Genomic DNA, 22,464 nt, shown 5'->3' with positions numbered 1-22,464 from the left:
GCCCTCGGCCGCACGCCGTCACGTCAGCCGACCCGGACGTCCTGGCGTGACCGCACGCGGAGCTTCCGCAGGATGTTCGCGACATGCCGCTCGACCGTGCGAGTCGACAGGAACAGGACTTTCGCGATCTGCCGGTTGGTGTGCCCGGAGGTGATCAGCCGCGCCACCGTCGCCTCGCGAGGCGACAGTTCGCCACCGTAACCGCGCCTGCCGGGCCCGCCGCCCAGCGTGCCCCCGTGTTCTCGAAGCAGGTGTTCACAGCGCGAAGCGTCCCAGGTGGCGCCGAGTTCGGAGAAAGCGCGGGCGGCGATGCTCACGAGGTCGATCGCCCGTACGGTGTCGTGTGAGGCGAACAGGCACTTGGCAGCCGCCTCCAGCGCTCGGGCCCGTTCGTACGGTCTGGGCAACGCTTCCAGCCGTTGTTCCGCTTCGGTCAGCAGCGCGAGGGCGTCGTGGAACCTGTGTTCGGCGGCGGCGGCCGTGCCCAGCCCGTGGCGCAGCAGCGCGTGTCCCAGCGGGCAGTCGCGATCCTCGATGTCGGCGGCGAACTCGGCGAGCATCGCCTTGGCGCCCGTGACATCGGACTGCCGAAGCATGGCCTCCACCCCGGCGTCGACCAGTTCGGCCGCCCAGGCCCAGACACCCTTGCCGCGCACCACTTCGACGGCGTCGGAGAACTCCGCGACGGCGTCGGAGACCCGGTCGCGCAGAGCGGCGAGCCGAACCCTGGTCGCCGCCGCGACGAGGACCGCCGGCCCGTACCACCCGTTGCCCAGCCGGAGGCCCGGGACGGCGAGCAGCCGTTCCGCTTCGTCCCACTCACCCGTGGCGAGGGCGAGCTGGGCCAGCACCAGATTCGCCTCGGCCGAAGACCGGGGAGTGCGGGTCGCCGGGTGACGCCGGGCCTGGCTCGCCAGACCCGGCCAGTGGCCGGTGACCAGTGCCAGCCGTAACGCGTTTGCGGCGGCCATCTGCCGCAGGTATGCCGGAGCCTGTCCAGCGAGCGCCTGAGCCTTGGCCAGGAAGTCTCCACCGGGGTTGTGGTGCCCCAGCGAGATGGCGGCGTCAGCGAGATTGATGTAGCCGCGCACGAGTTCCTGTCGTTCGTCCGCTGTCGTGCCGTCCTGGGGCAGCGCCTCGATCTCTTCCCACGCGCGCCGATCGCCGAGTTGCAGCAGTGCGGCGGCGCGATTGGCCCGGATGGCCGTGAGCAGGGCCGGGTCACCACGTCCCGGTGTCGTCCGCTCCGCCGCCGCGAGCCAGCGCAAGTGTTCCTCGACGGGCCACGTGCTCCACTGCGGCATCGCCAGCGCCGCCATCGCGCGTGCCCTCAGCAAGGGGCGACGGCGCAGTTCCGTGACCGCTTTGACGATCTCCGCCCAGCCCGCGTCCACCTCCCCGGCCTGGTTGGCGCGCAGCAGGCCGATGTGCAGGCGTAATTCACCGCGAACGCCGTCGGGCAGCAGGCTGTCGGTGATGATCGTGCCCAGCAACGCCACGGTCTCGTCATAGGCGAGGCTGCCCAGCGCGAGCCTGCCCAACCGCCCGGCCAGTGCCGCCCGCACCTGCCGGGGGAGGCCTGATTCGGTGAGAAGGTCTCTGAGCAGTTCGATGGCCTCGACCGGTTCTCCCGCGCCTGCGGCACGGTCGGCCGCACGTTCCGCGAACCGGGCCGCGGCGGCGAGATCACCCGCGGCGCGCGCATGATGCATCAGCTCCACCAGGGCCTCGACACCCAGCCGTTCAAGCGCTCGCACCACGGCGGCGTGGCCTCGCCGTCGTTCCCCCGCGGACAGCGTGTGTGCCATCACCAGTCTGACCAGCGGCGGCCTGATCTCGAACAACCCGTCGTCGCCCAGGTCCAGCAGCCCGGCGTCCACCGCGCGGACGAGCGCCGCGTCGGTGGTGACGGCGCCGACGCGGCAGACTTCGGCCAGCAGTCCCGAAGGGAACCGTCCGCGCAGCAACGCGGCGGTGGCCACGACTCGCTTCGCCGTCGCGGGAAGGGAATCGAGGCACTCCGAGACCGCCGCCACGACCTCCGCCGGCACGCCCTGCCGTTCCAAAGCACGGCGTGGATCCCCTGCTTCCGGTCTCAGCCGATCGATGACCGCGTCGATGAACCTGGGCACGCCGCCGGTGAGCTCGTGCACCCCGACCGCCCACTCTTCGGACACCGGCTCGCCGAATCGCTCCGCCGCCCACCGCGCGATCTCGGGGGCTGGCAAGGGCTCCAGCACCACCCGATGGCCGTCGCCCCACCGCAGGTCCGCCGCCGCGATCCGGCCGACCCCGGAGGTGACCGCGAGCGAGACTCCTGCGGGGAGCCTGGTGGCGCACGACCGCAGAACCCGGCGAGATCGGCTGTCGGCGAGGTCCAGGTCGTCGACCACGACCAGTACGGGAGCCGCGGCCGCCAGCCTCTCCCGTATCACGACGCTGACGTCGTAGACACTTTTTCCTTGCAGCGCGGTGGTTCGTGTGATGGACGGGTCGCAGCCGATCTCGACAAGGCAGCTCAGCAACTCCCGCAACACCACGTACGGCTCGTCCGGCAACCCCCGGCATCTCACGAGGACGCTCTCCCCGACACGGGGTGCGGCGGACAAACGTTCGCCGAGCCAAGACTTTCCCGTTCCGGCGGCGCCGGTGACCAGAACCGCGGTGCCCGGCCGGGAGACCAGATCGTAGGTCCTTGCCAGCGCCGATCTGTCCATTATGGACCGCGGTGGCAGGGCGAGGTTCGAGGTGGATCCGGCGAAGGTGGCCTCGCCGGGCGGAAGACGGAGCGGTTCATCCTCATGCCGATCTCCCAGTAGCGACGGAGGAACATGCGTCAAAGTGCTCTCAAGTTCTGCCGAGCGTACATATTCGCGCAAGCGGGCAGTAGGGACTTACGTCTGGTGCCCGCATCCGCCCGCCCGGCCCCCGACCGGCCGGGGGCCGGTGCGTCTATCCCGTGATCGGTGTTTCCGGCGTTGTCGATCAGTAGGTTTCGGCGCCCGGCCGGCGGCCACCGAATGTGATGGCAGCTCGGGCTTCCAGTGCATCGTCCATCGGGCGCGGCCGCCCGGCCCCGGTCGGGTCCAGGCTGCGGGGCTCAAGGTGCAGGCGATTTCATCGCGGCCGGCTCGGTCGGGATGCTCGCGCGTATGCGAATCGCCTACCGGTAGCGGGCGTTCGATGAATCGATCGCGTTGGTGGAGCGGGACGATCCTGCGGCGATCTGTCGGCGCTTGTACGTGTCGGGCGAGTTGTCCTCAAGTTGATCATGTCGATCGAGTCGAAACCCAGGGTGTCGATTCGGCGAGTGTTCGGTCTGGGGCGTTGACGTTTGGTAACGGGTCTTGCGATGTCGCCGGTCCCGGCCTGGGCGACTTCTCCATGGATCGGGTGGTTCGGGGTCAGCTGGGGTTGTGTGGGTGAGTGTGCCTTCGCGGCGCCCTGAGCGTGCTCGTGCTGGTAGTGGGTCCACATCGGTTGTTCGGCGGTGGGCATGGGTAGCTCGTCTGTCTGGCCTGTCGGTGTCAGAGGGGTGACCGGAGCTGGCGTGAGGGGCTCGGACTTCGTGCACATGCTGCTGGCGGTTGAGAGCGTCCGGCCGACGGGTTCGGTGCGGTGACGTTCGAGCGCGCGGTTCAGCAGCTCAACTGCCAGCAAGAGAGCAATCGGAGGGCAAGCGGCAACGGCGCGACTCCGAACCCGCCGGCCAATGGCGCGGAGGCGATGTTCGCGCAGAGTGAGATGCCGAAGAGGAAGGCTGCCCACGGGCTGGATCTGGGTTTCCAGAGTTAGACGGTTGCGGTGGTGAGGAGACAGTCGACGATCAGTGGCCAGATGGAGGCGGTCATGGTGTCGGCGCCGAAGCGGAGGGCGAACTGGCGTCCGTGGATGTAGGAGGCGTAGGCGGCACCGAGGGCGACCAGGGCGGTGGAACCGCATTGAATCCAGAGCGAGAGGTCGCGGCGGAAGGTGTTCATGACGCGGCTCCACCGCGGTCCCGGCGCAGCCGGTTGATCCTCAGTGTGACGGAAAGCCGCAGCTCAGAGGGCTGGGACGACGCGTGGTTGCTGTCCGTACCTCGTCAGGAGCACAAACCCACGCGGCCGGAGTCTTGGTTTCGTGCTGCCAGGGATGCGAACTCACACGACGTCATTTGCGCGCTTGATCCGCTAGCGCGGCGGCGCGCAACCGTGACGTCGAGGCAAGCTGCAGAAAAGAAGAAACCTTCACTCGGTAGTGTTGAGTGAAGGTTCTCGCAACTGGTAGATCTCACCTAAAGCGGTGTCCGAGGGGGGACTTGAACCCCCACGTCCGTTAAGGACACTAGCACCTCAAGCTAGCGCGTCTGCCATTCCGCCACTCGGACTTGCTGATGTGAGAAGAGTATACGTCGCCTGGAGGGCCTCAATCAGGGGGGTACGTATAGTCACGCAGACCTACATTGAGACGATGTTCGGTTACCCTCCGACAGCTTCTGCGGGGCCGGAGGGTCAAGTATTCCCAGGTCGGAAGCCGAAAGTGCGTAGTGTGACCGGCGACTACAGAGAGTGGGGAATCAAACCCGGGCACGGGGCGCTTACACGGGCGTGAAGAAGATTGGTTTCCTGTCCTTCGGTCACTGGTCACCGAGCGCGCACTCCGAGACGCGGTCCGCGGCCGACTTCCTGCATCAGTCGATCGACTTGGCGGTCGCGGCCGAGGAGCTCGGTGTGGACGGCGCGTACTTCCGGGTGCATCACTTCGCGCGGCAGGCGGGTAGCCCGTTCCCGTTGCTGTCGGCGATCGGGGCCAGGACGTCGAAGATCGAGATCGGCACCGGCGTGATCGACATGCGCTACGAGAACCCGATGTACATGGCCGAGGAGGCGGGCGCCGCCGACCTCATCTCCCGCGGCAGGCTCCAGCTCGGGGTCAGCCGGGGATCCCCGGAGCAGGTCATCGACGGCTGGCGATACTTCGGGTACGGGCCCGCCGAGGGGCAGACCGCGGCGGACATGGCCCGGCAGCGCACCGAGGTCTTCCTCAAGCTGCTCGAGGGCGAGGGGTTCGCGCAGCCGAATCCGCGGCCGATGTTCGCCAATCCTCCGGGGTTGCTGCGGCTGGAGCCGTATTCGGAGGGGTTGCGCGAGCGGATCTGGTGGGGTTCCAGCTCCAACGCGACCGCGGTGTGGGCGGCGGAGCAGGGCATGAACCTGCAGAGTTCCACCCTCAAGGACGACGAGACGGGGGAGCCGCTGCACGTCCAGCAGCGCAAGCAGATCGAGGCCTACCGCGAGGCTTGGAAGGCGGCCGGTCACTCGCGTGAGCCGCGGGTGTCGGTCAGCCGCAGCATCTTCGCGTTGACCAACGACCTGGACCGGGCCTATTTCGGCCGCGATCGGAACTCGCGGGACCAGGTCGGCATGATCGACGAGACGACCAGGGCGATCTTCGGGCGGTCGTACGCCGCCGAGCCCGACGAGCTGGTGCGAGCGCTCAAGGAGGACGAGGCGATCGAGGCCGCGGACACCCTGTTGCTGACCATCCCGAACCAGCTCGGCGTCGAGTACAACGCGCATGTGCTGGAGAGCATCCTCACGCACGTGGCGCCGGAGCTCGGCTGGCGCTGAGAATGCGCGGTTCGGCGGATGGGCCGGGGCGTCCCGCTCGTTACGATCGGGGGATCCCCGGCCATCGGAGGGTCCCGTGCGACTGCCCCGATCATTGTCCTGCCTGGTTCTGGCCTTAGGCCTGGCGCTGCCGTCGACGGCCCAAGCGAGTGCTCCCGCCCCGCTCGGCGGCGGGAGCGTCTTGCAGAGCAGCGCGGCGACGCGGTGCACGGCCGGGTTCGCCGCCGTGCAGGGCAAGGTCGGCTACCTGATCGCGAGTTCGGCTTGCGGCAAGCCCGGGGACACGATCCGCAGCGCCGGCCGGGTGGTCGGGGTGGTCGTGGGCGCCCAGACCCCGCCGACGGGCGCGATCGTCATCCGGGTGACCAACACGACCGACTGGCGGCTGGTGGGTTCGATCCCGCCCACCGAGCCCCGCGTGACGATCACCGGGTCGGTCGAGGCCCCGGTCGGCGCGTCGGTGTGCAGGTACGGCGCGACCACCGGCTGGCACTGCGGCATCATCCAGGCGAAGAACGTGTCGATCACCTTCCCGGAGGGAACGCTGACCGGCTTGACCCGCACTAACGTCTGCGCGGAGCCGGGGGACAACGGCGGGCCGTTCGTCAGCGGGACGCAGGCGCAGGGCGTGCTGGTCGGTGGCACCGGCAACTGCTCGAGCGGCGGCTCCACCTTCTTCTACCCGGTCAACCGGGTCCTGTCGGCCTACGGGCTGACGATCCTCGCCGGAGCCTAGAACGGCAGTGCCCTCGGATACGGCGGAGGCGAATGCCGCGCGAACGCCGGCGTGGTCGTCACCCGGGTTTCGCGGACGCTGTCGAAGATCGTCTGGTGTTCCGGGGCGAGCGTGCCCGCTTCGGCGTTGAGCGTGGCCGGGCGGGTCGACGGCCAATCTTCGCTGTCCAGCCGCCGTTCCAGGGTGCGCAGGGCGGTGATCTCCTCGGACGCGGTGAACACACAGTGACCCGCGCGGTTCACGAACAGCTGACGGAGGTCGCCGTCCGGCCCCACTCGTTCGGCGTAGGCGCGTTCGTGCGCCGCGGGTGCGGTGCCGTCCGCGACGGTGTGCATGGTCAGCACCGGGACCCGCGTGCGACCCAGCGGCAGCCCGAACCTGGCGAGATAGCCGACGGCGGCCGGGTCGGGAGTGATTCGCGGAGCTCCCGCCAGCTTGTCGAGATCGGTGCCGAGATCGAGGCCAGCCTCCGCGTAGGCCCGTTCCACCAGCGAGCGCTCGCCGGACTTCGCCAGGATCCGCCGGTAGTCGACGCCCACGTTCCAGCTCGGATTGCCGCCCGCCCGCTGTTCCAGCGCGACCCTGTCGACGCTGAACGCGCCGGCGCGGTAGAAGCGATCCCATACGCCCTGCCAGAAAACCTGATCGGCGACGTCCGAGGGCCTGGGTTGGGTGGCGTCGAACCACCCGGGGATCTCGGCCAGCGCGTTCGCCAGGGCGAGCCGGGCCCGGCCACCCGGATTCGCGGTGGCGGCCTGCACGGCGTCGACGAATCTGCTCACGTTCGCGGCGGGATCGGTGATCCGCACCAGCTGGAGCCGCGCGTCGAGCAGGGTGTTCAGCGCGTACCCGAGATCGAGCGAGGAGTTCCAGTGCGCGGCTCCGCCGGCGAGGTTGCCGCAGAAGGTCATCAGGCCGTCGAACCGGCGCGGGTTCCGCTCGGCGAGCAGCGTCGCGGTGATCGCGCCCACCGATTCGCCCGCGGCGATGGTTCGTCGCGGCGCGCCGATCGTGCGGGTGAACCAGTCGTGCAACCGGGTCTGGTCGGTCAGCGCCTCCTCGATCGACCAGCCGCGCACGGTCCGGTACTGGGACGCGGCCAGCGCGTAACCCTGCTCCAGCAGGAAAGTCTCGGTCGCGGGCTGTGAGGTCAGCGCGATCCGATCCGGTTCCGGATAGGCCAGGGAGTACATCCCGTGGCTCCACAGCACGAGCGTGCCGTTCCAGTTTTCCGGCACCAGCACCAGATAACGCGCGCCTTCGAGTTGCCCCTCGTACCTGGTGACCGCGCCGCCTGCCGAGGCACTGGGAACCAGCAGCCCCAGAAAGATCGTGAGCAGGGCCAGGAAGACAAGTCCGCGTCGTGCCACGACGACCACCCCCGCGACTCATCTTTCGCCGCGCGGGGGTGCCGTGTCGAGATCCGCTTGGCCTAACTGAAGATGACCGAGCGGAGGAGAAGTCTGTCCGAACCGCGGCCGCCGTTGGGGCGGAGCGTGAAGTAGGAATCGCTCGAACAGTCGTCGTCCAGGAACACCACGGCGGTCGAGTCGGTGTCGTTGCGCGGACGGAACGCGTCGACGTCCCAGTCGGCTATTTCGGGGATCTCGATACATTCGCCGCTGGGCGGATCCACGAGGACGCCGATCTGGACCTCCTCGTCTTCGTCGTAGTAGCGGTAGCTGAATTCGCCTTCGGCCGCGGAGGCCACCGCGGGGATCGTGAAGCACAGGGCGACGGCACTGGCGACGGCGAGGAAAGCGGTACGTGTGCGCATGAAAGGTGTCCTTTCCGGAAAACGGGCCCTTCGACGTTAGGACGGTGATCAACATCTCCGGTAGGTCTCGCGGCGAGGTCCACCCGAGGGTGTGGACCGAACCCGGACGGTGATCGATAGTGAGGGGCATGTACACCGGCAACCCCGACGTCCCCGACGACGTGTTCGCGGATGTTCTCGGCCAGATCAAGGATTTCGTGCGCACCAGGGTGATGCCCCGTGAGCTGGAGATCATGGATACGGACGCCATTCCGGCCGATCTGCGGGCGCAGGCGGCGGAGATGGGGCTGTTCGGCTACGCGATCCCCCAGGAGTGGGGCGGGCTCGGCCTCGACCTGGTGCAGGACGTCGAGGTCGCGATGACGTTGGGTTACACGTCTTTGGCGTTGCGGTCGATGTTCGGCACGAACAACGGGATCGCCGGGCAGGTGCTGGTCGGATTCGGCACCAGGGAACAACAGTCCCGATGGTTGCCGGGGATCGCGTCAGGTGAGGTCGTCGCGTCGTTCGCGCTCACCGAGCCCGGGGCGGGGTCGAATCCGGCCGGTCTGCGGACCAGCGCGAAGCCGGACGGTGACGGCTGGGTGATCGACGGCGGCAAGCAGTTCATCACCAACGCCACCGAAGCCGGGCTGTTCGTGGTGTTCGCGCGTATCGAGACCGGCATCGCGGTGTTCCTCGTGCCCGCCGACGCGCCGGGGATCACGGTGGGCGCGAAGGACGCGAAGATGGGCCAGGAGGGTTCGCGTACCGCGGACGTGACGTTCTCCCAGGTACGCGTGGGACCGGAAGCACTGGTCGGCGGGGACGGCGAGGTCGGCTACAAGGCGGCGATGACGTCGTTGGCACGCGGCCGGATCCACATGGCGGGTCTCGCGGTCGGCACGGCGCAGCGGGCGCTGGACGAGTCGGTCGCGTACGCCGCGACGGCGACCCAGGGCGGTACACCGATCGGGGATTTCCAGCTGGTGCAGGCGATGCTGGCCGATCAGCAGACCGGTGTGCTCGCCGGTCGCGCGCTCGCCCGTGAAGCGGCGCGGGCGTATGTGACGGGGGAGGACCGGCGGATCGCGCCGTCGGCGGCGAAGCTGTTCTGCACGGAGATGGCAGGCAAGGCCGCCGACCTCGCGGTGCAGGTGCACGGTGGGAGCGGCTACATGCGTGAGGTCGCGGTCGAGCGGATCTATCGCGACGTCCGGCTGATGCGGCTGTACGAGGGCACCAGCGAGATCCAGCGGCTGATCATCGGCGGCGGGCTCGTGCGGGCCGAGAAGAAGAAAGCATGACGCGGCCACTCGACGGGGTCACCGTCGTCGCCGTCGAACAGGCCGTCGCCGCACCGCTGGCCACGCGCAACCTCGCCGACCTCGGCGCGCGGGTGATCAAGGTCGAACGCGTCGACGGCGGGGATTTCGCCCGCGCCTACGACCACGCCGTGCACGGCAGCGGCGCGCATTTCGTCTGGCTCAACCGGGGCAAGGAATCGCTCGCCGTCGACCTCAAGACCGGCGAGGGCCGCGACGTCGTCCGGCGGCTGGTCGCGAAGGCCGACGTGTTCGTGCAGAACCTCGCGCCCGGCGCGGCGGAGCGGCTCGGTTTCGGTGATCTGCGGGCGGACCATCCCGAGCTGGTCGTGGTGAACCTGTCCGGGTTCGGCGCCGGCGGGCCGATGGAGCGGCGCAAGGCCTACGACATGCTGATCCAGGCGGAGGCCGGGCTCATCGCGATCACCGGCACCCCGGACGCCCCGGCGAAGACCGGGATCCCGACCGCAGACATCGCCTCGGGCATGTACTGCGCGCAGGCGGTGCTGGCGGCGTTGCTGCGGCGCTGGCGCACCGGCGAGGGAGCGACGATCGAGGTCTCGATGCTGGAAGCCACCGTCGAATGGATGGGGTACGCACTCAACACCCGGATGTACGCCGGCTCCGAGCCTGAGCGGATGGGGCTGAGCCACAGTTCGATCGCGCCGTACGACGCCTTTCCCACCCGCGACGGCCAGATGCTGATCGGCGTCCAGAACGACACCGGCTGGCGCACGCTCGTCACCGACGTCCTCGACGCGCCCGAACTCGCCGACGATCCGCGCTTCACCACCAACGTTCAGCGCGTGGCCCACCGCGAGGAGTGCGATGCCGCTGTCGCCGCGAGGACATCACTGTGGACCAACAGCGAACTCGACGAACGGCTCGCCGCGGCCGGAGTTCCCGCCGCACAGCTCAAGGACGTCGGTCAGGTCGCCGACCATCCTCAGCTGCGGGCGCGCGATCGCTGGCGCGAGATCGGCACCGAATTCGCCCGGGTCGACGCGCTGCTGCCGCCGGCGACCTTCGACGATTTCGAGGCGTGCATGGGTGACGTCCCGGCATTGGGGGAGCACACGCGCGCGTTGCTCGCCGAGTCCGGAGTGGACGCCGACGACTACCTTCGCCGTGGCATCGCCCGCTGAATTCCGCGAGCGACTGGAGGAACTCCAGGTTTACGCTCGAGATCATGCGATTCGCCATCAAGACTTCGCCGCAGGACACCGTCTGGTCCGACATGCTCGCCGTCTGGCAGGCCGCCGACGAGATCGAACTCTTCGAATCGGGCTGGACCTTCGATCACTTCTACCCCATTTTCTCGGATTCGACCGGTCCGTGCCTGGAAGGGTGGGTGACGCTCACGGCGCTCGCGCAGGCCACGAAACGGCTCCGGCTGGGCACGCTGGTCAGCGGGATCCACTACCGCCACCCCGCGCTCCTCGCGAACATGGCCGCGACACTGGACATCGTTTCCGGCGGCCGCTTGGAGATCGGCGTCGGCGCCGGCTGGAACGAGGAGGAATCCGGCGCGTACGGCATGGAACTCGGCACCATCAAGGAGCGCAGTGACCGCTTCGAGGAGGCCTGCGAGGTCCTCGTCGGCCTGCTGACCCAGGAGACCACCACCTTCCAGGGTGAGCACTATCAGCTGACCGACGCCCGCTGTGAACCGAAGGGCGTGCAGAAACCGCATCCGCCGATCTGCATCGGTGGCAGCGGCGAGAAGCGGACCCTGCGCACGACCGCGAAATACGCCCAGCACTGGAACTTCGTCGGCGGCACGCCGGAGGAGTTCGCGCACAAGCGCGAGGTACTGCACCGGCACTGCGCGGACATCGGCCGGGATCCGAAGGAGATCACCTTGTCCTCGCACGTGCGCCTCGGCACGGACGGTGACTACGCCAAGGTCGCCGCGGAGGCCGAAGCACTCGGTGAAGCGGGTCTCGACCTGGCGATCATCTACTTGCCGCCGCCGCACACCCCCGCCGTGCTGGAGCCGCTCGCGAAGGCGCTCGAACCGCTCCGCTGAGGTCTCGAAGGCCGGCCGGGGAGCGACGGCCCGTTGCGGAACCGGCCGGTCTCGCTATACGGTGACAGAACTAGAACAGGTTACAGTTCTGCACGGTGGGCTGACCGAGGAGCGGACATGGCGAACAGGGCTGCGCGCGGCGACGAGGCCGACTACGTGGTCGTCGGATCGGGCAGCGCGGGCGCCGCGATCGCCGGCAGGCTGGCGGAGGCCGGGGCCAGCGTGATCGTGCTCGAAGCGGGTAAGACCGACGAGAAGATGCTCGTCAAGAAGCCGGGGCTGGTCGGCCCGATGCACGCGGTGCCCCAGCTCAAGAAGCCGTTCGACTGGGGCTACTACTCGGTGCCGCAGAAACACGTTCTCGATCGCCGGATGCCGGTGCCGCGCGGCAAGGTGGTCGGCGGCTCCAGTTCCATCAACGGGATGGTCTACGTGCGCGGCAACCGCGCCAACTTCGACTCCTGGGCCGCCGAAGGCAACAAAGGCTGGGACGCCGACAGCGTCAACGCCGCGTACAAGCGGATGGAGGATTTCGAGGACGGCGAGAACGACTTCCGGGGCACGGGCGGGCCGATCCGGGTCACCCGCAACAAGACCCCGCAGGAGGGCACGCTCCAGTTCCTCCAGGCGACCGCCGACGCCATCGGCTGCGACATCCTCGACGACTACAACGCCGAATCCCAAGAGGGCGTCAGCCGGATGCAGCAGAACGCCGCCGACGGCCTGCGCTACAGCGCCTCGCGCGGCTACATCCACCACCTCGCGCCCGCCACGCTGCAGGTCCAGTCCGGGGTGCTGGCGAAGAAGGTGGTCATCGAGAACGGCCGTGCCGTCGGCGTCGAGGTCGTCGACGCGAACGGGGGACAGCGCATCCTGCGCGCGGGCAAGGAGGTCATCCTCTCGGCGGGATTCGTCGGATCCGCGCAGCTGCTGATGCTGTCCGGCATCGGCCACGCCGAGCATCTGAAGGAGCACGGCATCGACGTCGTCGCGGACCTGCCGGTCGGCGACAACCTGCACGACCACATGTTCCACGCGCTCACTTTCCGAGCGTCGTCGAGCAAGAACAGGGGCACGCCGCCGTATTTCGCGCGCGGTCTCGTCAGCGAACTGATGCGGCCCGGGACCACGTTCCTGGCGAACTCGGTCTTCGAGGCGGTCGCCTTCCTCAAGACCTCTCAGGCCACCGACGTCCCGGACCTCCAGCTGCATCTCCTGCCGTGGGCGTACGTGACGCCGAACCAGGACGCGCCCATCCGGCACGACGTCGACAAACGGCCCGCGCTCACCGTGCTCACCACGCTGATCTACCCGAGGAGCCGCGGCACGCTGCGGCTCGCTTCCGCCGATCCCATGGCGGCGCCGCTCATCGACCCTCAGTACCTGTCCGATCCGGCCGATCTCGAGGTGCTCGGCGAGGGCTCGGAAATGGTCCGCGAGATCTTCGCGTCGAAGGCGTTCAACGGCTCGATCAAGGAGGAACTGCACCCGGGCAAGGCTTTGCGGGGACAGGAACTGCGTGACGCGATCCTGAACCGCGCCACCTCGGTCTACCACGGCGTCGGCACCTGCCGGATGGGCGTGGACGAACTCGCGGTCGTGAGTCCCGACCTCAAGGTCCGCGGTGTCGAGGGCCTGCGGGTCTGCGACGCCTCGATCATGCCGTCGATCACCGGCGGCAACACCAACGCGCCCGCCATCATGATCGGCGAGATGGGCGCGCAGCTCGTCCTTTCGGACAACTGAGGGAAGAGGGCCATGACCGTCACACCGCTCGCGCTCACCCGTCCGGCGTCGGTGACCGACGCGTTCCTTCAGCGGCTCGTCGCCCGCGTGCCGGGCTCGTCCGGCGCGACCTGGAAGCTGACCGAGGTCTACACCGGTGACGTGCTCGTCGAGCTGCCCCAGTCGACCCCCGCCGACATCGAGCAGGCGTTCACCGCCGCGCGCGCCGCGCAGGAGAAATGGGCCGCCACCCCGCTCAAGCAGCGGCTGGAGGTGTTCAAACGGGCGCACACGCTCTTCGTCGACAACGCGCCGGCCGTCACCGACCTCATCCAGGTCGAGAGCGGCAAGAACCGGCGGATGGCGATCGAGGAGACCTGCGATCCGGCGATGGTGATGAGCCATTACCTCACGCGGGCCGCCAAACTGCTGGCGCCGGCGAAGCGCGGGGGGCCGGTGCCGTTCCTGACCACGTCGACGGAGGTCCGGCAGCCCAAGGGCGTGGTCGGGATCATCGCGCCGTGGAACTTCCCGTTCGCCACCGGCATTTCCGACGCGGTCCCGGCGCTGATGGCCGGCAACGCGGTGGTGCTCAAACCCGACAACAAGACCGCGCTCTCCCCGCTCTACGGCGTCGAGCTGCTGGAGCAGGCGGGGCTGCCGAAGGGGCTGTTCCAGGTGGTGTGCGGCGAGGGCCCGGACGTCGGACCCACGCTCATCGGCCAGGCGAACTACGTGATGTTCACCGGTTCCACCGCGACTGGCCGGGTGATCGGCGAACAGGCGGGCCGCAACCTCATCGGCTGCTGCCTCGAACTCGGCGGCAAGAACCCGATGATCGTGCTGGAAGACGCCGACATGGACGAGACCGTGCACGGCGCGATCTTCGGCGCTTTCGGCAACACCGGCCAGATCTGCATGCACATCGAGCGGATCTACCTGCCGGAATCCCGCTACGAGGAGTTCAAGAACGCGTACGTGGCCAAGACCAAGGCCCTCGACGTCCGTGCCGCCTACGACTTCGGGCCGGACATGGGCTCGCTCGTCTCCGTGGACCACATGAACCGGGTCAAGTCCCATGTGGACGATGCCGTCGCCAAGGGTGCGACAGTCCTTTGTGGAGGAAAGCCCCGGCCCGACCTCGGCCCGGCGTTCTTCGAGCCGACGATCCTCGAAGGTGTCACGAAGGACATGCTCTGCGGCGTCACCGAAACCTTCGGACCCGTTGTCGCACTGCACAAGTACCGCACGGTCGACGAAGCCGTCGCGCTCGCCAACGACACCGAGTACGGTCTCAACGCCTCGGTCTGGGGTGGGGACGTCGGCGCCGCACGTGCCGTGGCCGCGCGGATCGAGTCCGGCAACGTCAACATCAACGACATCCTGGCCACCGCGTACGCCTCGAAAGGGACGCCGTCCGGCGGAGTCAAGAACTCCGGCGTCGGCGCCCGCCACGGGGACCAGGGCCTGCTCAAGTACACCGACGTGAAGAACGTCGCGGTGCTCAAGAAGCAGGTCATGGGCCCCCGCGGCGGCCAGACCTACGAGAAGTACGTCGAAGGGATGCTGTCGGGACTGAAACTCATGCGGCGCTTGCGCATCCGCTAGACCTCGTCGGTGTGCTGCGGAGCGGCCAGCACACAGACGATGCTCAGCACGCACATCCCGATCAGCAGGCCGATCGCGGGCCAGATACTGCCGGTCGCCTGGAACAGCAGCGTCGACACCAATGGCGAAAGCCCGCCGAAGAGCGCGCCCGCGAGCTGATAGGACAGCGAGATGCTGGTGTAGCGCGCCCGCGGCCGGAACATCTGCGAAAGGATGGCGGCGATCGGGCTGTAGGTCGCCGTCATCGCCAGGCGCATCGCCACGAACGCCGCGATGATCAGCGCCGCGTTCTTGGTCGACAGCACCAGGAACTGCGGGGCCGCGAGCACGGCCACCCCGGCGAGACCGAGCACGACCACCCGCACCCGGCCGAAGCGATCACCGAGCCATGCCGCGCCGAAGCTGACGACCAGTTCGACGAACGCGGCGATGGTGAGCGCGTTGAGCACCAGCGATTCGGAGACGCCGACGGCCGGATCGGTCGCGTACGCCGTCGCGAAGGTGGTGACCAGGTAATAGCCGCCGACCGCGACCGGCAGCACGCAGATGCCCAGCAGGATCGGCTTCCAGTTCGTCCGCACCGCGTACAGGATCGGCACGCCGGTGTCTTCGACGGTTTCCTCGAAGACCGGTGACTCCTCGACCTTCAGCCGCACGATGAGACCGACGCCGATGAGCAGCACGGACGCGAAGAACGGGATCCGCCAGCCCCACGCGGTGAGCCATTCGGTGCCGCCGGTGCTCAGCAGGCTGAACAGGCCGGTGGCCAGCAACGCGCCCGCCGGATTCCCCGCCTGCGCGAACGCGCCGTAGAAGGTCTTCTTGTCCGGTGGCGCGTGTTCGACGGCCATCAGCACGGCACCGCCCCACTCGCCGCCGACGGCGAGCCCCTGGACGAACCTGAGCACCACGAGCAGGATGGGCGCCCACGTGCCGATCTGCGCGTAGCCGGGCAGGCAGCCGACGAGGAAGGTCGCCGCGCCCATCATGGTCAGCGTGACCACGAGCGCGGTCTTGCGGCCGACCCGGTCACCGACGTGCCCGAACACGATGCCGCCGAGCGGCCGCGCGAAGAACCCGACGGCGTACGTCGCGAAGGCCGCCGCGACACCGGTCAGCCGGTCGCCGGTCGCGGGGAAGAACACGGTGCCGAAGACGAGGCTCGCGGCCGTGGCGTAGATGTAGAAGTCGTACCACTCGATCGTGGTGCCGACGAAGGCCGCGAGCCCGGCCCGGCGGGCGCGGCGGAGCGACTGTGTGTCGGTTCGGACGGTCATCGGGCCACCTCGCCGTCGATCCAGGTTTCCAGCACGCGGATACCGGCGATCCGGTCCGGCTCGCAGGTGAGGGGATTCTCGCCGAGCAGCACGAAATCGGCGCGTTTGCCGGGGGTGATGGAGCCGAGGTCGCGTTCCCGCCCGAGCACCCGGGCGCCGGCGATCGTATGCGCGGCGACGGCCGAGCGGACGTCGATCAGCAGGTCGCCGCCGCCGAGCCGGTGGCCGCGGCGGGTCGTCCTGGTCACCGCGGTCTGGATGGCTTCGAGCGGATTCGGTTCCGCGACCGGCGCGTCCGAGCTCAGCGTGACCGGCACGCCCGCGGCCTGGAACTCGCCGAGGGGATTGAACCGCTCGCCGGGGGTGCCGACGGCGTCGGTGACGCCTTCGCCCCAGTTGTAGTAGTGCTGGGGCTGGTTGACCGGGTGGACGCCGAGCGAGGCCATCCGTTTGATCTGCTCCGGGGACGGCAGCCCGCAGTGTTCGATGCGGTGCCGGGCGTCGGGCCGGGGATTCCGGTGCTGCGCGTCCTCGATGGCGTCGAGCACCATGGCGATCGCGTCGGGGGACTGGGCGTGGGTCGCGGTCTGGAGCCCGGCTTCGTGCGCCTTGCCGATGAGCGCGGCGTAGTCCTTCGGGTCGTGGTAGAGCTGCCCGGTGCGGCACGGGTCGCCGACGTAGCCGTCCGGGAAGTACGCGGTCCACCCGCCGAGCGTGCCGTCGGCGTAGAACTTGATGCCCGCGAAAGCGAGGCGAGTGGTGCCGAAAGCGCCGTGCAGTCCCATTTCCAGGGCTTGGTCCAGCAGATGCGACAGCAGGTACATGTGGACCCGTGTCTTGAGCCGCCCGGCTTCGTCCAGCCGCAGGTACATGTCGAACTCGCGGCGCGTGACCTGCGCGTCGCCGATCGTGGTCACCCCGGCGGCGAGGAACTTCTCCTGCGCCGCGGCCAGCTGCCGCGCGTGCTCCTCCGGCTCGTCCTCGAGGTGGAAGTTCGGCCCGTGCCGTCCGACCTTCACCCCGGTGACGCCGGTGAGGATGTTGCACGCGGCGTCCGAGAGCTCCCCGGTGAGTTCGCCGTGCTCGTCACGGAAGAACACCCCGCCGTCGGGATCCGGGGTGTCGCGGGTGACGCCGTTGCGCCGCAACGTGAAGCTGTTCACCACGCCGCCGTGCCCGCTGGCGTTCATGAGGTAGACCTCGCGATCGTCGGCGACCGCGTCGAGTTCTTCCTTGCGGGGATGGCGTTTCTCGGCGAGGTTGCGGTGTTCGTAGCCGTAACCGCGGACCGGCCTGCCCGCCGGGGTGTTCTCGGCCGCCTCGCGCAGCAGCGCGACGATGGCGGGAATGGTCGAGGCCCGTTCGGGTCCGCAGTCGACCCAGGTCATCATCTGCCCGTACATCAAGGGATGCGCGTGCGGATCGACGAATCCCGGCAGGAGCGTGCCCGGCAGCCGCCGCACCTCCGGATCGGGACGGCCGAGGCTCACCGCGCGGGCACGGCATTCGTCCACCGAACCGACCGCGGCGATCTCCTCGCCGAACACGAGCACCGCTTCGGCGCCCTCGGTGGCGTCGTCGACGGTCGCCAGCTCGTCGGGACGCAGGATCGTCGCTCGCGCGTCGAGGGCTGAACGATCGAGGGGCAACAGGCGCATCGGGCGGACTCCTGGGGTTTTCGACGATGAAGTGGGGCGAAGGTAAGCGACGAAAACCCTCGGCGCAATCAGATCGCTTGCTCACCGACGGTGTTCACGATCGATATGCACCCGATCATGGACACAACGCTCTATCTCGGCTGTTCTATGGCCATCCATGCCGGTGATATGGTTCCTCTCGCCGTCGGAAATTCAGCGGAGGGAAATCGTCGTGGACGACGCGCTGGTCGCGGCTTTGCGCACGGACGGCCGGATGAGCGTCGCCGATCTGGCCCAACGCGTCGGGGCTTCGAGGTCGGCCGTGTCGGCCCGGCTGGAGCAACTGAAGTCCGACGGTTCGCTGAACGTGGTCGCGGCGGTCCATCCCGAATTCCTCGGCCTGACCGCGTACGCGCACCTCGCCATCCGCACTTCGGGCCGCTCGCAGGCGACGACGGACGCCATCGCGGCGCTGCCCGCCGCGGCGTTCGTCTCGGCGGTGAGCGGGGAGTACCAGACCGTCGCCGAGCTGCGGCTGCCCGACCCGCCCGAGCTTTATCGCACGGTGGCCGACATCCGCGGCCTGCCGGAGGTGGAACAGGTCAACACGCTCGTCTACGTGGACGTGGTCAAAGGCCTGTTCATGCCGGGCCGCCCGCTGCCGCCCTGGCTGCGGCTCGACGACCGCGATCTCGCGATCATGCTGCGGTTGCAGGCCGACGGGCGGGAGAGTTACGCGCGGATCGCCGAGCATGTCGGGCTGTCGCCGTCGGCCACGCGTACCCGCGTGCGTTTCCTGATCGAGCACGACGTCATCCGCATCGCGCCGGTGCTCAGCCGGGCCAGGCCGGACGCCGGCCTCGTCTGCGGGATCGGCCTGAACGTGCGGGGCGCCGGAGACGAGGTGACAGCCGCGCTCGCCGCACGCGACGACACCGAGTTCCTCGCCAGGACCATCGGCCGGTTCGACGTCGTCGCCACCATCGCCGCGCAGTCCGCCCGCGCGCTCGACCGGGCGCTCGAAGAGATCAGCGGCAGACCCGACGTCGTGACCGCGGAGACGTGGGTCCACCTCCGCATCGCCAAGGAACGCTACGAGTGGCCGCTGCCGACGGCGGAGGAGCTGGCGCGGCGCTAGGCGTTGTCCAGCAAGGCCTTCCGGATCTCGGTCTTGAGCACCTTGCCGATCTTGGACCGAGGGAGATCCGGCCAGACCAGGATCTCCTTCGGTGTCTTGATGCTGCCCAGCCGCTCCTTGACCGCGGCGCGGAGTTCTTGCGCCGCGGCCGTTCTCCCGGAGTGAAGCTGGACCACGGCGGTGATCTGCTCGCCCCATTTATCGTGCGGCAGCCCGATCACGGCGCAGTCCTGCACCGCTTCGTGCGCCATGAGCGCCTGCTCGACCTCGGCCGAATAGACGTTGAAGCCGCCGGTGATGATCATGTCCTTGGCGCGGTCGACGATGTACAGGTAGTTCTCGTCGTCGAGGTAGCCGATGTCGCCCGTGTGATGCCAGCCGTGCGCGCTCGCTTCCGCCGTCGCGTCCGGATTCTTGTAGTAGCCGAGCATCACCAGTGAGCCGCGGACGACGATCTCGCCGCGTTCGCCCGGCGGGAGCAGCTCGCCCGTGGCGGACATGATCGCGACCTGGGTGAGCGGGGTGGGCCTGCCCGCCGACGTGAACCGTTCCAGGGCAAGCGATCCATCGGGATGGACATGCTCGGCGGGGGACAGGGTGGAGACCATCATGGGGGCTTCGCTCTGCCCGAACAGCTGCCCGAAGACCGGGCCGATCCGGGTGATCGCTTCGGCGAGTTTGGTGGCCGACATCGGCGCGGCGCCGTACCAAAGGCATTGCAGCGACGAAAGATCGGCGTCGGCCAGCGCCGGATTGTCGAGCAGCAGGTAGATCAGCGTCGGTGGCAGGAAGGTGTGCGTGATCCGGCGGCGTTCCACCAGCGCGAGGAATTCGCCGAGGTCCGGTGACGGCATGACGACGATCTCGCCGCCGAGGGCCATGACCGGGAAACAGAGCACGCCCGCCGCGTGTGTCAGCGGAGCCAGCGCCAGGTACCGCGGCCGCCCGGTGAACGGGTAACTCATCAGCGTGAGCGCCGACATCGTCTCCACATTGGTGCCGCTGAGCATCACCGCCTTGGGATGGCCGGTGGTGCCGCCGGTGCCGACGAGCAGGACCATGTCGTCCGGCGGCGTTGCCTCCCAGGGCTCGGCGTCGCCGAGCCAATCGGAAAACGGGATGGCGCCGGGCATCGAGCCGTCGAGACAGACCACTGTGGACAGTTTCGGCAGGTCGGGGCGGATCCGGGAGACGAGCGGTGCGAAGGACTCCTGCACCAGGAGACAGGTGCAGTCGAACAGGTCGAGCAGCTCCCTGTTCTCGGCGGCCTCGTTGCGCGGGTTGACCGGGCACCACACGGCACCGGCCCGGCTGATCCCGAAGACGCAGCCGAACGACAGGGGATCGTTCCCGGACAGGATCGCCACCTTGTCGCCCGGCTTGACGCCGGACCGGGCCAGTGCCCGCCCCACTCGCCACGACAGTTCCCGCACTTCGCCGTAGCCGAGGGACGTGTCGCCCATGGTGAGGCAGGGTGCCGCCGGATCGAGTGAAGCGCCCTTGTCGAGGTAGTCGGTCAGTCGCACGCGCTCGTCCTTCCGGTCAGTCGTGGACGGTCAGGACCGGCTTCGAAACCAGCCCGAAGCTTCGTAGCACGCCGAGCAGCTCGCGGTGGCCGAAAGCCTGGCACCCGGAGGCGAATCCCACGCGTTTCGGGGGCTGCTGAAGCAGGGAGTAGGCGCCATAGGCCTGCATCAACCCGGTCTGCTTGTAGTTGCAGGTGCCGTGGATGACGCAGTGCGCGCGGCCAAGCGGTCCCGAGGCGTGCACCGAATCCAGCGACGTGTTGAGCCGCTGGTTCTCGCGCGGCGGCATCTCGTCGCGCACCGCGGCCGCCTGCTCCGCAAGTACGCGCATCTTCTCGTCCAGCGGCAGGTCTTTCACCTGTTCCAGCACGGCGGCGACGATCTGCGGCACGCCCTGCATCAGCGCGCGGTCGAAGACGCCGCCGACGGCCTTGACGTTGGCCACACGGGCGTCGTTCTTGAACCAGACCGGATGCGAGGTGCCGCCCCAGGGCAGGGCCAGTCCGGTCTCGTGATGGCCGGGCACGGTGACGTCCTGCAGCCCGCCGTCGGCAGGCCAGGGCAGGTACTCGTTCTGCTCGAGGTAGTACGCGGCGGACAGCGCGGCGTTGACCAGGATGGTCTTCGTCGAGGCGACCGTGGGATAACCCTTCCAGAACACCAGGATGTCCAAAGTGTCCAGTCCGGGCGTCTCCAGGCACAGGTTCGCGGCGATCTCGCCGGTGGTGTACATCTGCGCGATGCCGGGGGAGAGCAGCAGGCCTTTCTCGGCCATCCGCGCGCCGTAGCGCTCTTCGGCGGCGATCAGCCAGTCCTGTTCGCCGGTGGTGTCGAGGTAGTGCGTTCCGGTGCGCAGGCAGGCTTCGACGACTTCGTGGCCGTACTCGCTGAACGGGCCGACGGTGTTGCACACGACCTTCGCGTCGCGGAAGAGTTCGGTGAGCGCTTCGACGTCGTGCGAGACCTCGACGACCTCGTGCTCGATGGTGTCGAGGCCGGGCACGTGGTCGATCGCCTCTTGGATGCGAGCCTTGTCCCGGCCGGCGGCGATGAACGGGACGTTGTACTCGCGCAGGTATTCGCAGATCAGCCGTCCGGTGTAGCCGGAGGCGCCGTAGACCACGACGGGTTTGGGGCTGCTCATGGTGATTCCTTTCGGGTTCGTGCTGGTCACATGCCCATTCCGCCGTCGACCGGGAGCCCGGCGCCGGTGATGAAACGGGCGGCGTCGGAGGCGAGGAACACGACGGCGTCGGCCATGTCCGCGACCTCGCCGAGCCGTCCGGCGGGGGTCTGCCCGACGACCGCGCCGATGGCGTCCTCGACGCTGGGGAACAGGCCGACCTCGACGACGTCCTGCGCGAGCTGGTTGCCCATCTGCGTGGGCACGAGGCCTGGGTAGACGCAGTTGACGCGTACGCCGTAGCCGAGTTTCCCGGCCTCCATCGCGGCGACCCTGGTGAGCCGGTCGACCGCCGATTTCGTCGCCGAATAGCCCGCGATACCGGGGAAGGCGATGGTCGCGGCGACCGAGGCGATGTTCACGACGGCGCCACCGGCACCCGCGGGACCGCCGGGCCGCATCGCGCGGAAGGCGTGCTTCACGCCGAGAGCCGTGCCGAGCACGTTGACGTCGAGCATCTTGCGCACGTCGGCGGGGTCGAGGTCGGCGACGAGGCCGGTGATCTCGACACCGGCGTTGTTCACCACGATGTCCAGCCCGCCGAGTTCGGCGATCACCGCGTCGACCGCCTGCTCCCAGCTCTGGTCGTCGGTGACGTCGAGCCGGACGAAACCCGCGTCGATCTTGTCGGCGGTGGCGCGCCCGAGATCCTCCTGGACGTCGCCGATGACCACCGAGGCGCCCGCCTGTGCCAGCGCTTCGGCCATTCCGGCGCCCAGGCCCTGCGCGCCACCCGTGACCAGGGCTTTCCGGCCCGAAAGGTCGTACGAACCCATGGACTTCTCCTCCTTGAGACGGTCCGCGGCTGCGGTGTGGGTCACATCCTGAGCCAGTTTTGGACAGTCGTCAAGATTTTCTTGGACAGTCGTCAAGAAATCCGCGACGCTAGACTGAGGGACCCCGCGGCAGGCG

The 22,464-nt window shown here is 68.7% G+C and carries 17 protein-coding genes and 1 tRNA gene; 8 read left to right on the top strand and 10 right to left on the bottom strand.

The features are described from left to right. Positions 1-23: 23 nt before the first annotated feature. The 3 genes from ACFWIW_RS36405 to ACFWIW_RS36395 all read right to left on the bottom strand — a co-directional run bounded on the left by ACFWIW_RS36405 (position 24) and on the right by ACFWIW_RS36395 (position 4,369). Positions 24-2,717, bottom strand: coding sequence for a LuxR C-terminal-related transcriptional regulator (locus ACFWIW_RS36405; RefSeq protein WP_378372633.1), 2,694 nt, complete (start codon positions 2,715-2,717; stop codon positions 24-26). A gap of 1,074 nt (positions 2,718-3,791) precedes the next feature. Continuing rightward, the gene (locus ACFWIW_RS36400) at positions 3,792-3,980 is read right to left on the bottom strand and encodes a DUF2637 domain-containing protein (RefSeq protein WP_378372632.1); all 189 of its coding nucleotides are present in this window, start codon (positions 3,978-3,980) and stop codon (positions 3,792-3,794) included. Positions 3,981-4,285: 305 nt separating this feature from the next. Continuing rightward, positions 4,286-4,369: transfer RNA gene (locus ACFWIW_RS36395), tRNA-Leu, on the bottom strand. A gap of 220 nt (positions 4,370-4,589) precedes the next feature. Between ACFWIW_RS36395 and ACFWIW_RS36390 the strand changes: the two genes are divergently transcribed. Further along, a complete protein-coding gene (locus ACFWIW_RS36390) occupies positions 4,590-5,612 on the top strand; it encodes an LLM class flavin-dependent oxidoreductase (RefSeq protein ID WP_378372631.1) in 1,023 nt (340 codons plus the stop codon). A 76-nt stretch (positions 5,613-5,688) separates the two neighbouring features. Next, the gene (locus tag ACFWIW_RS36385; protein WP_378372630.1) at positions 5,689-6,348 is read left to right on the top strand and encodes a S1 family peptidase; all 660 of its coding nucleotides are present in this window, start codon (positions 5,689-5,691) and stop codon (positions 6,346-6,348) included. On the opposite strand, the gene ACFWIW_RS36380 is transcribed toward ACFWIW_RS36385, so the two are convergent. Both ACFWIW_RS36380 and ACFWIW_RS36375 read right to left on the bottom strand, forming a co-directional pair. Continuing rightward, the gene (locus ACFWIW_RS36380) at positions 6,345-7,718 is read right to left on the bottom strand and encodes a DUF6351 family protein (protein WP_378372629.1); all 1,374 of its coding nucleotides are present in this window, start codon (positions 7,716-7,718) and stop codon (positions 6,345-6,347) included. The genes ACFWIW_RS36385 and ACFWIW_RS36380 overlap by 4 nt on opposite strands. A 62-nt stretch (positions 7,719-7,780) precedes the next feature. Further along, positions 7,781-8,125, bottom strand: a complete 345-nt coding sequence (locus tag ACFWIW_RS36375; RefSeq protein WP_378372628.1) for a hypothetical protein — start codon at positions 8,123-8,125, stop codon at positions 7,781-7,783. A 128-nt stretch (positions 8,126-8,253) separates the two neighbouring features. Here ACFWIW_RS36375 and ACFWIW_RS36370 point away from each other — a divergent pair, with 128 nt between their 5' ends. The 5 genes from ACFWIW_RS36370 to ACFWIW_RS36350 all read left to right on the top strand — a co-directional run bounded on the left by ACFWIW_RS36370 (position 8,254) and on the right by ACFWIW_RS36350 (position 14,791). Beyond that, positions 8,254-9,411: an acyl-CoA dehydrogenase family protein gene (locus tag ACFWIW_RS36370; protein ID WP_378372627.1), complete on the top strand. Its 1,158-nt coding sequence runs from the start codon at positions 8,254-8,256 to the stop codon at positions 9,409-9,411. After that, on the top strand, positions 9,408-10,574 hold the full coding sequence (locus ACFWIW_RS36365; protein WP_378372626.1) for a CaiB/BaiF CoA transferase family protein: 1,167 nt from the start codon (positions 9,408-9,410) through the stop codon (positions 10,572-10,574). Before ACFWIW_RS36370 ends, ACFWIW_RS36365 begins: the two co-directional genes overlap by 4 nt. A gap of 44 nt (positions 10,575-10,618) precedes the next feature. Further along, entirely contained in the window at positions 10,619-11,458 is an 840-nt protein-coding gene (locus ACFWIW_RS36360) for an LLM class F420-dependent oxidoreductase (RefSeq protein ID WP_378372625.1), read from the top strand. 117 nt (positions 11,459-11,575) lie between these two features. Beyond that, positions 11,576-13,204: a GMC family oxidoreductase gene (locus tag ACFWIW_RS36355; RefSeq protein ID WP_378372624.1), complete on the top strand. Its 1,629-nt coding sequence runs from the start codon at positions 11,576-11,578 to the stop codon at positions 13,202-13,204. A 12-nt stretch (positions 13,205-13,216) separates the two neighbouring features. After that, complete coding sequence (locus ACFWIW_RS36350) at positions 13,217-14,791, top strand: succinic semialdehyde dehydrogenase (protein ID WP_378372623.1); 1,575 nt, start codon at positions 13,217-13,219, stop codon at positions 14,789-14,791. Here ACFWIW_RS36350 and ACFWIW_RS36345 read toward each other — a convergent pair. Both ACFWIW_RS36345 and ACFWIW_RS36340 read right to left on the bottom strand, forming a co-directional pair. Beyond that, on the bottom strand, positions 14,788-16,068 hold the full coding sequence (locus ACFWIW_RS36345; RefSeq protein ID WP_378372622.1) for an MFS transporter: 1,281 nt from the start codon (positions 16,066-16,068) through the stop codon (positions 14,788-14,790). The two genes, ACFWIW_RS36350 and ACFWIW_RS36345, sit on opposite strands and share 4 nt — an antisense overlap. After that, complete coding sequence (locus ACFWIW_RS36340; RefSeq protein WP_378372621.1) at positions 16,065-17,726, bottom strand: amidohydrolase; 1,662 nt, start codon at positions 17,724-17,726, stop codon at positions 16,065-16,067. Before ACFWIW_RS36340 ends, ACFWIW_RS36345 begins: the two co-directional genes overlap by 4 nt. 211 nt (positions 17,727-17,937) lie before the next feature. Between ACFWIW_RS36340 and ACFWIW_RS36335 the strand changes: the two genes are divergently transcribed. Then, positions 17,938-18,843, top strand: coding sequence for an Lrp/AsnC family transcriptional regulator (locus ACFWIW_RS36335; RefSeq protein WP_378372620.1), 906 nt, complete (start codon positions 17,938-17,940; stop codon positions 18,841-18,843). On the opposite strand, the gene ACFWIW_RS36330 is transcribed toward ACFWIW_RS36335, so the two are convergent. From ACFWIW_RS36330 to ACFWIW_RS36320, 3 genes are read right to left on the bottom strand one after another with little or no spacing between them, the layout of a single operon-like run. Then, positions 18,840-20,369 (bottom strand): AMP-binding protein, encoded by a 1,530-nt coding sequence (locus tag ACFWIW_RS36330; protein ID WP_378372619.1) that lies wholly within the window; start codon positions 20,367-20,369, stop codon positions 18,840-18,842. The genes ACFWIW_RS36335 and ACFWIW_RS36330 overlap by 4 nt on opposite strands. Before the next feature lie 16 nt (positions 20,370-20,385). After that, complete coding sequence (locus ACFWIW_RS36325; protein ID WP_378372618.1) at positions 20,386-21,513, bottom strand: DUF5938 domain-containing protein; 1,128 nt, start codon at positions 21,511-21,513, stop codon at positions 20,386-20,388. 26 nt (positions 21,514-21,539) lie between these two features. Next, positions 21,540-22,328 (bottom strand): SDR family NAD(P)-dependent oxidoreductase, encoded by a 789-nt coding sequence (locus ACFWIW_RS36320; RefSeq protein WP_378372617.1) that lies wholly within the window; start codon positions 22,326-22,328, stop codon positions 21,540-21,542. Positions 22,329-22,464: the final 136 nt, after the last annotated feature.

It is taken from the genome of Amycolatopsis sp. NPDC058340 (genome assembly GCF_042723975.1).
In the GTDB taxonomy this organism is placed as follows: Bacteria; Actinomycetota; Actinomycetes; order Mycobacteriales; family Pseudonocardiaceae; genus Amycolatopsis.
Note: the sequence above shows the minus strand (reverse complement) of the source record. Positions and strands in the feature narration are given on the sequence as shown.

Bases quoted from the DNA above. Each gene is read 5' to 3' on its own strand.
- ACFWIW_RS36405 (WP_378372633.1), bottom strand. From the start codon at position 2,717: ATGGACAGATCGGCGCTGGCAAGGACCTACGATCTGGTCTCCCGGCCG.
- ACFWIW_RS36400 (WP_378372632.1), bottom strand. From the start codon at position 3,980: ATGAACACCTTCCGCCGCGACCTCTCGCTCTGGATTCAATGCGGTTCC.
- ACFWIW_RS36375 (WP_378372628.1), bottom strand. From the start codon at position 8,125: ATGCGCACACGTACCGCTTTCCTCGCCGTCGCCAGTGCCGTCGCCCTG.
- ACFWIW_RS36370 (WP_378372627.1), top strand. From the start codon at position 8,254: ATGTACACCGGCAACCCCGACGTCCCCGACGACGTGTTCGCGGATGTT.
- ACFWIW_RS36365 (WP_378372626.1), top strand. From the start codon at position 9,408: ATGACGCGGCCACTCGACGGGGTCACCGTCGTCGCCGTCGAACAGGCC.
- ACFWIW_RS36360 (WP_378372625.1), top strand. From the start codon at position 10,619: ATGCGATTCGCCATCAAGACTTCGCCGCAGGACACCGTCTGGTCCGAC.
- ACFWIW_RS36355 (WP_378372624.1), top strand. From the start codon at position 11,576: ATGGCGAACAGGGCTGCGCGCGGCGACGAGGCCGACTACGTGGTCGTC.
- ACFWIW_RS36350 (WP_378372623.1), top strand. From the start codon at position 13,217: ATGACCGTCACACCGCTCGCGCTCACCCGTCCGGCGTCGGTGACCGAC.
- ACFWIW_RS36345 (WP_378372622.1), bottom strand. From the start codon at position 16,068: ATGACCGTCCGAACCGACACACAGTCGCTCCGCCGCGCCCGCCGGGCC.
- ACFWIW_RS36340 (WP_378372621.1), bottom strand. From the start codon at position 17,726: ATGCGCCTGTTGCCCCTCGATCGTTCAGCCCTCGACGCGCGAGCGACG.
- ACFWIW_RS36325 (WP_378372618.1), bottom strand. From the start codon at position 21,513: ATGAGCAGCCCCAAACCCGTCGTGGTCTACGGCGCCTCCGGCTACACC.
- ACFWIW_RS36320 (WP_378372617.1), bottom strand. From the start codon at position 22,328: ATGGGTTCGTACGACCTTTCGGGCCGGAAAGCCCTGGTCACGGGTGGC.